The organism is Blautia sp. 1033sp1_1033st1_G9_1033SCRN_220408, assembly GCF_040929965.1.
In the GTDB taxonomy this organism is placed as follows: domain Bacteria; phylum Bacillota; class Clostridia; order Lachnospirales; family Lachnospiraceae; genus Blautia_A; species Blautia_A ammoniilytica.
This window is the reverse complement of sequence record NZ_JBFKZO010000012.1, coordinates 75,769-90,157: the sequence shown is the minus strand read 5'-3', so window position 1 is coordinate 90,157 and position 14,389 is coordinate 75,769. Positions and strand designations below refer to the sequence as shown.

Annotated in this window: 11 protein-coding genes; all 11 read left to right on the top strand. The window is 43.2% G+C overall.

Annotated features, from left to right (window positions below):
• Window positions 1-112: 112 nt before the first annotated feature.
• On the top strand, window positions 113-2,122 hold the full coding sequence (locus AB5916_RS10455) for an alpha-amylase family protein (protein ID WP_158422591.1): 2,010 nt from the start codon (window positions 113-115) through the stop codon (window positions 2,120-2,122).
• A gap of 27 nt (window positions 2,123-2,149) precedes the next feature.
• Window positions 2,150-3,457 (top strand): ABC transporter substrate-binding protein, encoded by a 1,308-nt coding sequence (locus tag AB5916_RS10450; RefSeq protein ID WP_158422592.1) that lies wholly within the window; start codon window positions 2,150-2,152, stop codon window positions 3,455-3,457.
• Window positions 3,458-3,526: 69 nt separating this feature from the next.
• Window positions 3,527-4,423: a carbohydrate ABC transporter permease gene (locus AB5916_RS10445; protein ID WP_158422593.1), complete on the top strand. Its 897-nt coding sequence runs from the start codon at window positions 3,527-3,529 to the stop codon at window positions 4,421-4,423.
• 15 nt (window positions 4,424-4,438) lie between these two features.
• Complete coding sequence (locus AB5916_RS10440) at window positions 4,439-5,275, top strand: carbohydrate ABC transporter permease (RefSeq protein ID WP_158422594.1); 837 nt, start codon at window positions 4,439-4,441, stop codon at window positions 5,273-5,275.
• Between the two features lie 127 nt (window positions 5,276-5,402).
• The gene (gene hisC, locus AB5916_RS10435) at window positions 5,403-6,458 is read left to right on the top strand and encodes a histidinol-phosphate transaminase (RefSeq protein ID WP_158422595.1); all 1,056 of its coding nucleotides are present in this window, start codon (window positions 5,403-5,405) and stop codon (window positions 6,456-6,458) included.
• 10 nt (window positions 6,459-6,468) lie between these two features.
• Window positions 6,469-9,066, top strand: coding sequence for a C1 family peptidase (locus tag AB5916_RS10430; RefSeq protein WP_368190703.1), 2,598 nt, complete (start codon window positions 6,469-6,471; stop codon window positions 9,064-9,066).
• 292 nt (window positions 9,067-9,358) lie between these two features.
• Window positions 9,359-10,864, top strand: a complete 1,506-nt coding sequence (gene rho, locus AB5916_RS10425; protein WP_368190702.1) for a transcription termination factor Rho — start codon at window positions 9,359-9,361, stop codon at window positions 10,862-10,864.
• Between the two features lie 120 nt (window positions 10,865-10,984).
• Window positions 10,985-11,188 (top strand): 50S ribosomal protein L31, encoded by a 204-nt coding sequence (gene rpmE / locus AB5916_RS10420; protein ID WP_015541906.1) that lies wholly within the window; start codon window positions 10,985-10,987, stop codon window positions 11,186-11,188.
• 134 nt (window positions 11,189-11,322) lie between these two features.
• On the top strand, window positions 11,323-12,309 hold the full coding sequence (locus AB5916_RS10415; protein WP_368190700.1) for a DUF1385 domain-containing protein: 987 nt from the start codon (window positions 11,323-11,325) through the stop codon (window positions 12,307-12,309).
• Window positions 12,306-13,160, top strand: coding sequence for a peptide chain release factor N(5)-glutamine methyltransferase (gene prmC, locus AB5916_RS10410; RefSeq protein WP_368190698.1), 855 nt, complete (start codon window positions 12,306-12,308; stop codon window positions 13,158-13,160). The genes AB5916_RS10415 and prmC overlap by 4 nt, the downstream gene beginning before the upstream one ends.
• Window positions 13,161-13,248: 88 nt before the next feature.
• Window positions 13,249-14,325, top strand: coding sequence for a peptide chain release factor 1 (gene prfA / locus AB5916_RS10405; protein WP_158421817.1), 1,077 nt, complete (start codon window positions 13,249-13,251; stop codon window positions 14,323-14,325).
• The last annotated feature ends 64 nt before the right edge of the window (window positions 14,326-14,389 follow it).

The window sequence follows — 14,389 nt, the reverse complement described above, 5'->3', positions numbered from 1 at the left end:
CCAAAAAATCTACATTCACATTGAAAAATCCAGATGATAAGATATGTTCAGAAGTTGAGAGATACAAACTCAAGAAACATAAGAAATGAGAACTTAATGAGGAGGAACATCCATGAAAGAAAAAGAAATCCCATTTCGACAGATTCATCTGGATTTTCATACAAGTGAGAAAATCCAGGGGGTATGTGGGGAATTTGATGCAGAAGAATTTGCACAGACACTGGAAGATGCTCATGTGAATTCTATCACTTTATTCTCATGTGGACATCATGGAAATCTCTATTACAATTCCAAAAAATTTCCGGAAATGATTCATCCGGGACTGGTACATAAGGATCTTCTTCGTGAACAGGCACAGGCTTGCCGGAAGCGAGGAATCCAGGTAAATCTGTACACAACTATCCGATGGAATAAAAGAGTGGCTGATGAGCATCCGGAATGGATTTGCATTGACGAAAATGGAGCACTTCAGGATTACAAGGGAAAAGGATATTTTGAAGCAGGCTTTTATAAAAATCTTTGTGTGAATACACCTTACCGGGATTTTCTGAAAGAGCAGTTCGGAGAAGTGTTGGAAACAATCCCAGGAGATGGTGTTTGGTATGATGCAGCGTTTATGAATGAATGTTGCTGTCCTACATGCCAGAAGCTGATGAGGGAACAGGGTCTGAATCCTGCAGTAAAAGAAGATCGTCAGGAATTTGCAAGATGGACTTATTACGATATGGTTCGTGATCTGACTGCATTTGCAAAATCTTATAACGCTTCTTTCCACGTATGCTATAACAAAGGTCATGTAGGCTATCTGGATAAACCGGTAATTGATGACTATTCTTATTTCTCTTTTGAGTCACTGCCAGGTGTTGAATGGGGATATATGGATTTCCCTGTATCTGCAAAATATATGAGAAATTTTGGAAAGGAATGTCTGGGACTTACCAGCCGTTTCCATACTGAATGGGGCGATTTCCACGCATTCCGCAATGAAGCAGCTATGGAGTATGAGGTTTTTTCCATGCTGGCCCAGGGGTGTAAATGTACCATCGGAGATCAGATGGATTACTGGGGAAAATTAAACAAAGATATGTACCGGCAGATTGGACGGGTTTACGCTTCTGTAGAGGCAAAAGAGCCCTGGTGTAAGGAAGCAGTTCCGCTTTCAGAGATCGGTGTATTTACAGCTGAGGAGTTTTATGCAACCGGTGTAGCCGGACAGATTGTAGGAGCTTCTGAAGGAACAGCAAGGATTCTTACAGAACTGGGATATCAGTTTGATTTTATTGACAGCACTCTTGATTTTGATAAATACAGGCTTCTGATCCTGCCAGATGTGATTCCTGTGGATGAAAAGCTGGAAGAAAAACTGACTTCATACCTGGAAAAAGGCGGTAAAATACTTGCTTCTTATCATTCAGGACTTCGCACAGATGGAAAAGAATTTGGTCTTCACCAGCTGATGGTTGCATATAAAGGAGAAGCTCCATACAGTCCGGATTTTATCTGGCCAAAGGAGCATTTGGCTGCAGGACTTGCAGATGCAGAGCATGTAATGTATGACAAGGGAACTTTGGTAGAAGTGTCCGGAGAGACTGAATTTGTACAGAAGGTGATCCCACCGGTATTTAACCGGACATATGAACATTTTTGCTCACATCTTCATTCACCATCCGGACGGAAAGAGGAATATCCGGGAATCGTGGAAACAAAACAGACGGCATATTTTATCCATCCGGTATTTACTACCTATCAGAATTGGGCACCTGCCTGGTATAAAAAGCTGATAGCAAATGAACTGAAAAGGCTTCTTCCAAAGCCAATGGTTTCTCACAATGGGCCATTTACTACACAGGTAAATCTGCTGCGTCAGGAAAAAGAAAACCGTGATATTTTACATGTTCTTCATTATGTACCTGTTAAAAAATGTAAGAATCTGGAAATTGTGGAAGATGTGATTCCACTGGAGAACCTGAAGGTGGAAGTGGAAACTGTGGATAAGGTGGAAAAGGTCTATTCCGTACCTGATCAGAAAGAGATACCATTTGTTCAGAAAGAAAACCGAGTATTTTTTGAGATTGATAAAGTAAACGGACACTTTATGGCAGCAATAAGCTATAAAAAATAATGTAATAAAAAAGGAGGATTTTACAACATGAGAAAAGGGAAAGCAATGTTAAGCGTAGCACTGGCAGCTGCAATGACACTGGGAAGTGCAGTACCTGCACTGGCAGACGGAGACAAGACCAAGGTAGTATTTATGAGCCGTGATAGCGGAGATACACCAATTGCAAAGGTATATGAAGATCAGATTGCCCGCTTTATGGAAGAGAATCCGGACATTGAGGTTCAGAACGATTCTGTCTATGAGGAAGCAGCGTACAATAACAAACTGAAGGTTGCTTTATCTACCGGTGAGACACCAAGCATTTTCTATTATCCGGCAATCGCAGGTCTGACAGAGTGGGCGCAGAATGGTGTTCTTTTGGATCTTACAGATTCCCTGGATGCAGATCAGGAATGGAAGGACTCTTTCCTGGATGGAGCATTGGACACCTATGATCTGAGCGCATATGGGGCAGATGGAATTTATGCTTTACCAAATGAATTGAATGTAGACGCTATTTTCTATAACAAGGCCCTTTTTGAAAAAGCTGGTATTACAGAAACTCCACAGACCATGGATGATCTTTATGACGCCATTGACAAGCTGGTAGCAGCAGGAATTACTCCATTTGGTGTAGGTGGCAAAAATACATGGGTTATGGGACACATTTTCAATAACATCCTTGCAAAACGTATCGGCAGAGAAGGCATTATCCAGCTTGGTACAGGTGAGAAGAAATGGACAGATGAGGACGTTGTAGAATGTCTGCAGATCACAAAAGATCTGAAAGAGAAAGGTGCTTTTGCAGAGGGATTTGAAGGAATGGATTACAATACACAGATGAATCAGTTCCTTACCGGCGAAGTGGCAATGATCTCCCACAGCAGCCCTATCATTCCGGAAATGCTGAACACTGAGTCTGAGATTCTGGATGATATTTCCTTCTTCCCATTCCCATATTTTACAGACAAGGAAGAATTTAAAGATACTCATGTAGTTTATACTTCTGGCTGGATGATTTCAGGGACTATGAGTGACGAAGAAAAAGAAGCAACGCTGAAGCTGGTAAAATACATGACTACAAAGGATGCAATTCAGGAACGTATGAATGCGGCTATGCGCGTGGCTCCGTATAAAGATATTGACGCACCGGAAGATGCACCTCAGATCTTTAAGGATATGGTAGAGTATACAGGCACAATTTCTGATTCTGTGGGTGAATATTTTGATTATGATACATGCTCTACATTAGTGGATACATCCAGAAATGGAATCCTGAATATGATGCTTTCTGATACAGCAGAAGATACAGCGGCAACAATTCAGGCAGACATTGATGCAAACCGTCCGCAATAACAAAAAGAAAGAGGAGGGGCTGCGGCCTCTCTTCTTTTTACCCAAAAACAGGTGAAGGGAGAGAATTTTGTGGAAAAAATAAGAAAAAATAAAAAAATCATTTTTATTTTTCTGCTTCCTGCAGTACTGATCTATCTTTGTTTTGAAGTGATTCCTGTGATCATGTCCATTTATTTTTCCTTTAATGACTGGCCGGGAATCCAGGCAATCCCACTGAAATTTGTAGGACTGAACAATTACAAAAAATTGTTTTCTAATGGCGTTTTTCTGCAGTCATTGAAAAATGTACTGATTTATATGGTGATCAGTGTAGTACTTCAGGTACCAATCGGGTTTGGACTGGGTCTTTTGATCCATCACTTTAAAAAGTGGCAGAGATTTTTTAAGGCAGCATTTTTTATTCCAATGATCTTGTCTGTCACAGCAGTAGCACTTTTGTGGAACTTTATTTATTTTCCAACAGAAAAAGGTATTTTGAACAGCTTTCTGATTAAGCTGGGGCTGGATGGTCTGGTACATCAGTGGTTGGTAGATCCTAAGACATCTTTGATCTGTCTGATTATTGTAAGTACCTGGACCAGTGTTGGATATTATATGATCATATGTCTGGCGGGGCTCACTTCTATTCCGGATTCCGTGCTTGAAGCAGGAAGTCTGGATGGGGCAACAGGATGGAAAAAGATCCGATATCTGTATATCCCTATGCTGTGGGAACCACTGAAGATGTCAACCATCATGGTCATTACCGGTGTACTGAAAATCTTTGATACAGTATATATTTTGACACCTACCGGCGGAACCGGCAATTCTACTATTGTACCCGCACTTCTGATGTATAATGAGGCTTATCGGTATGGACATTACGGAACAGGAAGTGCAATTGCAACTGTTATCTTTGTTTTAAGCGCATTTGTATCCATTGCCAGTCTGAAGCTGATGAACAGACGGGAAAGCATTGAATACTAAAGGAGGGACTTGTTCATGAAAAGAGAAAAAAAGCGTTCCGCAGGATTTTATGCAGGATTTATCTTATTTGTGCTGGTTGCTCTGGTGAATGTATATCCTATGGTATTTTCAATTTTCTGTTCTTTTAAGGGAAATCTGGAGATTTTCTCTTCCTTTACATCCCTTCCCAAGAAACTGCGAATTGAAAATTATGCAACTGCATGGAATATTGGAAATATCGGCAGATACTTTTTGAATACGCTGATTCTGGCAGCAGGTACACTACTGGTGTCCGGTCTGTTTGGTGCTATGGCTTCCTATATTCTTGCAAAATTTACTTTCAAAGGAAAATCTAAGTGGTATCTGTTGTTTATCGCAGGGATGATGATCCCGATCCAGGCTGTGTTGATTCCGCTTTCTTATATCTTTGGAAAGCTGGGAATAATGAATAATTATCCTGTTTTGATTCTTTTATACTCGGCTTTTTGTTTTCCTATGACCATCCTGATCCTTACCGGATTTATGAACAGTATTCCTACAGAATTGGAAGAGGCTATGGTGATTGATGGGGCAGGTATCGGACAGGTGTTTTTTGGAATGATTATTCCGTTATCTATGCCTGGTATTATCAGTGTTTCCATTTTTAATTTTATCCAGGTATGGAATAACCTGCTATTCCCACTGATCTTTGTATCTGATAAGAATAAAGGAACCATTTCCATGGGACTTTTGGCCTTTTTTGGAGAATACAGTACGGATTACAGTGCAAGCATGGCAGGAATCTGTCTGACCACCATACCAGTAATCATTGCTTATATCTTCTTCCAGGAGAAAATTGAAAACGGACTGATGAGCGGCGCTATCAAAGGATAAAGCTGATTTTGGAAGTTACCTGCCTTCAAAAACCTGTGTTCCCGGTTTGACAAAGAACTGATTAATGGGTACAATACCCAATAATAGCAGTTATAAACAGGCATGCATAAAGAAAGGACGTTGACAGATGACAAACTGGGAAAGAAATATCCGGAAGGTTGTGCCATATACACCTGGGGAGCAACCCAATCAGCCGGATATGATCAAATTAAATACAAACGAAAATCCTTATCCTCCTGCACCAAAGGTACAGCAGGTGCTTAAAGAAATGGATGCAGGGGATCTGCGGCTGTATCCGGATCCAAGCGCAGGAGCTTTGGTAAAAGCCATTGCAGATTATTATGGCTTGAAAGAAGATCAGGTTTTTGTAGGCGTTGGCTCAGATGATGTGCTGGCTATGAGCTTTCTTACCTTTTTTAACGGAGAAAAGCCTGTCCTTTTCCCTGATATTACATATTCCTTTTATGATGTGTGGGCAGAGCTTTTCAGGATCCCATATGAAAGACCTGCTTTGGATGACAGCTTCCATATTAAGAAAGAAGATTATTTCAAAGAAAATGGCGGAATCATTTTCCCCAATCCCAATGCACCTACTGGTGTAGAGCTTCCGCTTCAGGATATAGAAGAGATCCTGAAGGCCAATCCGGGATCCGTTGTGATCGTAGATGAAGCATATATTGATTTCGGAGCACATTCCGCATTGCCTCTGATCAGCAAATATGACAACCTTCTGGTTGTACAGACCTTTTCCAAGTCAAGATCTATGGCAGGTATGCGTATTGGCTTTGCATGCGGCAATCCGGTGCTGATCAAATATCTGAACGATGTAAAATATTCTTTTAATTCCTATACCATGAACCGTACTTCTCTGGCAGCAGGTGTAGCGGCTATTGGGGATCGGGATTATTTTGAAGACACCTGTCAGAAGATCATGGATACAAGGGAATGGACGCAAAAAGAATTAACAGTACTTGGATTTACATTCCAGGATTCAAAAGCCAACTTTATTTTTGCCTCTCATAAAACCTGTCCTGCAAAACAGATTTTTGAAGCACTGCGGGCAAAGCATATTTATGTAAGATATTTTGCAAAACCAAGGATTGACAACTATCTCAGGATCACCATTGGTACCAGAGAAGAGATGGAGCAGCTGATCCGTTTTCTTAAGGACTATCTTGCGTAAAGGAGATGAAATGAGAAAAAAGAATATTTGGAAACAGCTTCTTAGCCTGACACTTTCCGGGGTTTTGCTTCTGGGAAGTGCCCCTGTGTCAGGTGAGGAGCTTTTTTCAGAATCAGAAGATACATTATATACAGGCGTGGAAGCGCAGGTTTTTTCAGAAGAGGAAGCCCAGGCTTTTTCAGAGGAGGAAGAGCAGGTTCAGGATGTACCTGCAGAAGAAGATACAGACCAGGTTCAGGATGTTTTTGAGGATGAAGCAGAAGAAGCAGAGAATGAAGTCGGCGAATTTCAGTCAGCTAAAGAGCAGTCTGAGGATCTTTTTTCTTCCGGAGAAGTGACAGATGAGGACAGCCAGGCTCTTACCGAAGAAGAGATCGCAGCCCAAAAGGCACCCATGGAGGAGCTTTCTCCTATTCTGGTAGTGGAGGATCCGTTTTCCACTTCCTCAGGGATTTCGGGGAGAAGCCGTTCTTATGGAAGCAGTCTGCCTTCACGGTATGATACCAGAGGGGCATATACCTCACAGGTGAAGAATCAGAAGCCTTACGGCATGTGCTGGGCATTTACCACTGCGGCAGGTATGGAGACTTCTCTTCTTATGAAAGGACAGGGACTTTATGATCTGTCAGAAGAGCATCTTGCCTATTTTTTTGCAAACAGGCTGAATGATCCGCTGGGAAATACAGCGAACGATAAAAATATTGTTTCCGGAAGCTACCGGGAGGGAGGAAATCAAGTCCTTGCTTCCCTTTTTCTGTCTACATGGTCAGGAATGGGTCTGGAATCCCAGGCACCTTACCCTACAGATGCAACGCATACGGAACAGTACGATACCAAGCCGTCCACTTCACTGGCGTACCAGACATCTGCATATCTGACGGATGCAGTATTTTCCGGATATGATGTAGGAAAGATCAAGGAACTGATCTATCAGTATGGGGCAGTAGGGATGTCCCTTTGGCTGGATGGATCCTATTATGATGCTATAAACTATACGTATGGTTATCCCTATGAGGGATCCGGTGCCAATCATGCAGTAACACTGGTTGGATGGGATGATTCCTTTGATAAAAATAATTTTCCTGCTGCTTCCAAGGTGACAAGGAACGGCGCCTGGATCGCCAAGAACAGCTGGGGAAGTGAATGGGGAGACGGGGGATATTTTTATATCTCTTATGACAATAAATCCAATTATAATATTGTGGCAGAAGGGGCAACGGTTGCACCGGCTTATACCAATAATTATTTTTATGACGGATCCAGTGCCTTAAGCAGTCTGTCTTTGAAAAAGCAGACCGCATCTTCAGGAGCTACCATGGCTGCCAATGTATTTACTGCAACCGCAGGAAATGGAAACGGAGAAGTTCTGGGGGAGGTGGTGCTTGCCACCCACAGTGATGCAGGGCTTTTTGGTATACAGGTATATACCAACCTGACTAATCCGGCGGATCCTACCAGCGGTATTCCGGCATACAGCACACCTGTACAGTTCTATCAGACCTATGCAGGGATTTCTACAGTGAAGGTTCCGGAGGTTACACTGACCCAGGGTTCCATGTATTCTGTTGTGATCACTAATCTTGGAAGCAGCAGTATTGATTTCTTATGTGAAACAGAAGGCAATTACAGCTGGGTAAGATTTCAGCCGGGTCTTGCTATAGAACAAAGCTTTGCCTACAACAGTAAAGACGGATGGTCTGATCTGTATGAAGATGGCATGTGCCTGAGAATCAAAGCTCATACACGCACCCTATCCGGTCCTGTAACAATAGCTGCACCTGGATTCCTTACAGCTGCTTCTGCTTCCTATAAGCAGATCAATCTTTCCTGGTCAGCAGTAAGTGGTGTTTCCGGATATGAGATTTATCGGAAGGCAAAAGGCGGATCCTACCAGAAGCTGGGTAATACCTCCTATGGAACTACCAGCTACAAAGATGGAAGTGCACGGTATGGAGTCACCTACACCTATAAGGTACGGGCCTATACGAGTGTAAGCAGTGGGAAGCTGTACAGCAGCTTTTCCAGGGAAAAGTCTGCAAAGGCAGCACTGGCAGTACCAATGGTTTCTGTAAAAGTATCCGGTAGCATGTATAATAAAGTTAGCTGGACAAAAAGCTATGGAGCTCAGGGCTATGTTGTATATCGGAAAGTGTCCAAAGGAAAATGGAAACGGATCGCTACTTTAAAAGGATCTTCTGTACTTTCCTATAAGGATAAAAAGATTTCGGCCACAACGGTTTATGAATATGCTGTTCGTGCATATCGAAAGATCAATGGAAAGAATGTGACCAGCGGTTATAAATCTTCTGGAAAATATAAGTCTGCAGCCGCCCGTCAGAAGGTTTCTTCTGTGACAAATACCAGATATGGACTTCGGATCCGGTGGAAGACCCAGACAAAGTGTGACGGTTATTTCCTTTACCGCAGGGAAGGCAAGGGAAAATGGAAACGAATCGGGACAGTTTCTTCCGGAAAGCGCTCAGTGTACTTTGACAATACAGTGAAAAAAGGAAAAAGCTATGCTTATTATGTAAGGGCTTATGTAAAAGAGCCTTATGGGATCGTAGCCGGACGATATACGAAATCGGCTGCAGTCCGCAAGAAATAAGGACTTTTCGTAACTGCTCAGTATCCTTACAGTTACGGCTTTTTCATTAATAAAAAGCCTGTCGTTCAACGAAAAATGTCGATAAGATCTTATTGAAAAGAGAAACCTACTCAATGTATAATTGTTACTGTGATATTACCTGTAAACAGTTACCCCAAAATACAGTAAGTAGCAGCCTGCAAATACAGTGGTGGACAGACATTGCAAAATGTGGTAGAATATCCTAATCAGAAATTCCATGTCACTTCTGACGACGCATCCCCATTTTTTTATTGAGAGGTAAAGAATTGTAATGAGAGAAAAATATGAATCGTTGTCGCTGGCAACTCTAAAAGAACTGGCAAAAGCAAGAGGCCTGAAAGGGGTATCTGCACTTCGGAAGCCGGAACTGGTCCAGCGGATGTTAGAGGAAGATGAGAAAGAAAGCTCGCTTCAAAATGAAAATACGCCCAAGGGAAGAGAAGAAGTAAAGCAGGAGAGCAGACCGGAGGCGAAGCCAGAGGTCAGAAGTGAGAGCAGACCAGAGACAAAGCAAGAGGTCAGAAGTGAGAGCAGACCAGAGACAAAACAAGAGGTCAGAAGTGAGAGCAGACCGGAGACAAAGCAAGAGGTCAGAAGTGAGAGCAGACCAGAAATAAAGTCAGAGGGAAAAGGGGAAGCTGCTCAGCTGGACAGTGGTGAGAAGGCTAACGGGATCCTGGAAGTCCTTCCGGATGGATATGGATTTATCCGCTGTGAGAATTATCTGCCTGGAGATAATGACATTTATGTGTCCCCATCCCAGATCCGCCGATTTAATCTGAAGACAGGCGATATTATCCAGGGGAACATAAGGATCAAGACCCAGGGAGAAAAATTCAGCGCACTTCTTTATGTAACATCCCTCAATGGATTACATCCAAGTGAAGGACCCAAAAGATATAATTTTGAGGATATGACGCCTATATTCCCTAATCAGCGTCTCATCCTGGAACGGCCAGGCGGCACAGTTGCCATGAGGATCGTAGATCTGATCAGTCCCATCGGCAAGGGCCAGAGAGGCATGATCGTATCGCCTCCAAAAGCCGGTAAAACTACACTTCTGAAGGACGTAGCCAAGTCCATTTTGAGAAATAATAAAGACATGCATTTGATCATTCTTCTTATTGATGAGAGACCAGAGGAGGTAACGGATATCCGGGAGGCTATCTACGGACCTAACGTGGAAGTGATCTATTCTACTTTTGATGAGCTTCCGGAGCATCATAAGAGGGTATCCGAGATGGTGATCGAGCGTGCCAGACGTCTGGTAGAACATAAGAAAGATGTAACCATCCTTTTGGATTCTATTACAAGACTTGCCCGTGCCTACAATCTGATCATTCCGCCAAGCGGCAGGACGCTTTCCGGCGGTCTTGATCCTGCGGCACTTCATATGCCGAAGCGGTTCTTTGGTGCTGCCCGTAACATGCGGGAAGGCGGCAGCCTGACCATTCTTGCTACGGCACTTGTGGATACTGGCAGCAAGATGGATGATGTGATTTATGAGGAATTTAAAGGTACCGGTAATATGGAACTGATTCTTGACAGGAAGCTGCAGGAGAAGCGGGTGTTTCCGGCCATTGATATCCAGAAGTCCGGTACAAGGCGTGAGGATCTGCTGCTTAGCCGTGAAGAACAGGAAGCAGTATATATTATGCGTAAAGGCCTAAACGGCATGAAGTCCGAGGATGCAGTAGAACAGATTCTGAATATGTTTGCACGCACGAAAACAAATGCAGAATTTGTCCAAACCATTAAAAAACAGAAAATTTTATAAATAACTTGCATTTCCAGATTCAGTATGATATAATCAAAAAGCTGTTTAATAGTGAATTTGTCGATTTCCCACCAGTGGAAGTCGAGAAGGAAATAGAACGAATACAGAGAGGTGAAAATCATGAGAGAAGGAATCCATCCGAATTATTATCAGGCAACAGTAACCTGCAACTGTGGAAATACATTTGTTACAGGATCTACTAAGAAAGATATCCACGTAGAAATCTGTTCTAAATGCCATCCATTCTACACAGGCCAGCAGAAGGCTGCTCAGGCTCGCGGACGTATTGATAAGTTCAATAAGAAATATGGCCTGAACAAATAATTAGAAGAATAAGGTACAGTGAGAAGGTTGAGGTTGGGAAATCTCAACCTTTCTTTGTTATCAGGGATTATTGTCAGGGCTTTTTGCCCCGGCATCTTCTTATTTTACATTTACAGGGAGAATATAATAATATAATGAGATCATCCAACATTGGCGGCCAGGCAGTTATGGAAGGCATCATGATGCGTCATAAGGACAAGTATTCCATCGCTGTACGCAGGCCGGATAAAGAAATCGAATTAAAGGTTGAGGATTACAAATGCATTTTCGGTAACGGGAAGATCTGGAAAAAACCTATCATCCGTGGAGTTGTCAGCTTTGTGGAGTCTCTGGTGATAGGTACCAAGTGCCTGATGTTTTCAGCTGAGATTGCAGGAGATGAGGAAGACGAGGAAGAGACAAAGAAGAATCAGCAGCTGACAGCAGAAGAACTGGAAGCTAAGAAAGTAAAAGAGGATAAGCAGTTTCGTTGGCTTCTTTACGGAACTGTAGCGGTATCTGTGGTGATTTCAGTGGCTGCATTTATGCTTCTGCCTTATGCACTTGCCAGCCTGATCCGTAAGGTAGGGGCATCGGAAGTGCTTGTAACCATTGCAGAAGCTTTTGTAAAGATGGCATTGTTTATGGGCTATATGCTCCTGATCTCCAGGATGAAGGATATCCAGAGAACCTTTATGTATCACGGAGCTGAACACAAATGTATCAACTGTGTGGAGCATGGGCTTCCTCTCACAGTAGAGAATGTACTGAAAAGCTCCAGAATGCACAGAAGGTGCGGCACCAGCTTTTTGTTTCTGGTTATGCTGGTAAGTATTTTCCTGCACTTTATTTTTGTGCTGGTACCAGGTTACTGGATGCGCCTGTTTGGACGTCTTCTGATGGTGCCTATTGTTGCAGGCGTTTCCTTTGAGATCATCCAGTGGGCAGGACGTACAGACAGCAAGTTTGCAGAGATTATGAGCAAGCCGGGACTGGCCATGCAGAAGTTTACAACCAAGGAGCCTACCGCAGATATGGCAGAGGTTGCCATTAAGGCAGTGGAAGCTGTATTTGACTGGAGAGCATATCTGAAAGAAGAGTTTGGCCTGGATGTACCTTTGGCAGAAGAGAAAGAATCATGAGTTCTTTTGAAGAATTACTGAAAAATGGGAAAAAGATCCTGGGGGGATCCGGAATCACAGAAGCCGGGCTGGATGCCTGGCTCCTTCTGGAATACGTGACCGGTAAAAACAGAGCCTGGTATTTTGCACATTCAGATGAAATGGCAGATTCAAAGGAAGCAATCCGGTATCAGGAACTGATCCGCAAAAGAAGCAGCCATATTCCATTACAGCATCTGACTCATCAGGCTTTTTTCATGGGATATGAATTTTATGTGGATCAGCATGTGCTGGTACCCAGGCAGGATACAGAGGTGCTGGTAGAGACAGCACTGGAAGCTATGCAAGGCCGGAAGGATCTGCAGATTCTTGATATGTGTACCGGGTCCGGATGTATTTTATTCAGTCTGCTTCTGGAAAAGCCGGACAGCACAGGTACAGGAGTGGATCTGTCTTTGGAGGCACTTGAAGTAGCAAGGAGGAACAGAAGGCAGCTGGAGCTGGATGGTCGGGCGGAGCTTTTACAAAGTGATCTGTTCTCTGCAAAGGAGCTTAAGGACGGCAGACAGTATGACATCCTTATTTCCAACCCACCGTACATTCCTACCAAAGAGATTGACACACTTATGGAAGAAGTAAAGTCTCATGATCCTAGGCTTGCCCTTGACGGTCATGAAGACGGTCTGTATTTTTACAGAAAGATCTGTACAGAGGGAAGGATATATTTGAAAAAAGGAGGTTGGCTCCTTTTTGAGATAGGTTGTGATCAGGGAAAGGATGTGGCAGAGCTTATGGAGGCTGCCGGTTTTTCTGAGGTACAGAGAAAGAAAGATCTGTCCGGTCTGGACAGAGTTGTATTTGGAAAATGGTAATTGTTGGTAACTATTTGACAGGAAGTAACTGTGAATGTATTGGACAGCTGCAATTGTTGTTTACACGGTATATGAGTAAGGAGACACTATGTTTGATAAATTGGATGATCTGCTTCTGCGATTTGAAGAGGTCCTGAATGAGCTTGGAGAACCACAGGTAACAGCCAATCAGGAGCGTTTCCAGAAGCTGATGAAAGAGCAGAGCGATCTACAGCCTATCGTTGAGGCTTACAGAGAATATAAGAAAAATAAAGAAACCGTTCAGGACAGTCTTTCCATGCTGGAAGAGGAGAAGGACGAGGATATGCGGGAAATGCTGAAAGATGAATTGTCTGAGGCAAAGAAGAGGATCGAAGAACTGGAGCATGAGCTGAAGATTCTGTTGCTTCCCAAGGATCCTAATGATAATAAGAATGTTATCGTTGAGATCCGTGCAGGAGCAGGCGGAGATGAGGCGGCACTTTTTGCTTCTGAGATCTACCGTATGTATGTAAAATATGCAGAATCAAGACGGTGGAAAACTGAAATGATGAGCCTGAATGAGAACGGGATCGGTGGTTTTAAGGAAGTTACCTTTATGATCAATGGTGCAGGGGCTTATTCCAGACTGAAATATGAAAGCGGCGTACACAGGGTACAGCGTGTGCCTGAAACGGAATCTGGCGGCAGGATACACACCTCTACCTGTACAGTGGCGATCATGCCGGAGGCAGAAGAGATCGATTTCCATCTGGATTTGAATGACTGTAAGTTTGATGTATTCCGTGCATCCGGTAATGGCGGCCAGTGTGTCAATACTACGGACTCTGCTGTACGTCTTACCCATATCCCTACAGGAATCGTGATTTCCTGTCAGGATGAAAAGTCCCAGCTGAAGAATAAAGACAAGGCTTTAAAGGTGCTGCGTTCCCGGTTGTATGAGATGGAACTGGCAAAGCAGCATGATGCAGAGGCTGAAGCCAGAAGAAGCCAGATCGGTACAGGAGACAGATCTGAGAAGATCCGTACCTACAATTTTCCACAGGGAAGGGTGACAGATCACAGGATCAAGCTTACGCTTCATCGTCTGGACAGTATCCTTGGAGGAGATCTGGATGAGATCATTGACAGTCTGATCGCGGCTGATCAGGCTGCTAAATTAAGCAAAATGAGTGAAGAGAACTGAACAGAGGCTGGCTTTCTGTTATAATGGCAATGAGGAAATCGGAAACAGATATATTTATTTACAT

What these genes read in the sequence shown, in the direction of transcription:
- hisC (WP_158422595.1), top strand. Translation starts at nt 5,403, where the DNA reads ATGACAAACTGGGAAAGAAATATCCGGAAGGTTGTGCCATATACACCT.
- AB5916_RS10430 (WP_368190703.1), top strand. Translation starts at nt 6,469, where the DNA reads ATGAGAAAAAAGAATATTTGGAAACAGCTTCTTAGCCTGACACTTTCC.
- AB5916_RS10450 (WP_158422592.1), top strand. Translation starts at nt 2,150, where the DNA reads ATGAGAAAAGGGAAAGCAATGTTAAGCGTAGCACTGGCAGCTGCAATG.
- prmC (WP_368190698.1), top strand. Translation starts at nt 12,306, where the DNA reads ATGAGTTCTTTTGAAGAATTACTGAAAAATGGGAAAAAGATCCTGGGG.
- AB5916_RS10415 (WP_368190700.1), top strand. Translation starts at nt 11,323, where the DNA reads ATGAGATCATCCAACATTGGCGGCCAGGCAGTTATGGAAGGCATCATG.
- rpmE (WP_015541906.1), top strand. Translation starts at nt 10,985, where the DNA reads ATGAGAGAAGGAATCCATCCGAATTATTATCAGGCAACAGTAACCTGC.
- prfA (WP_158421817.1), top strand. Translation starts at nt 13,249, where the DNA reads ATGTTTGATAAATTGGATGATCTGCTTCTGCGATTTGAAGAGGTCCTG.
- rho (WP_368190702.1), top strand. Translation starts at nt 9,359, where the DNA reads ATGAGAGAAAAATATGAATCGTTGTCGCTGGCAACTCTAAAAGAACTG.
- AB5916_RS10455 (WP_158422591.1), top strand. Translation starts at nt 113, where the DNA reads ATGAAAGAAAAAGAAATCCCATTTCGACAGATTCATCTGGATTTTCAT.
- AB5916_RS10440 (WP_158422594.1), top strand. Translation starts at nt 4,439, where the DNA reads ATGAAAAGAGAAAAAAAGCGTTCCGCAGGATTTTATGCAGGATTTATC.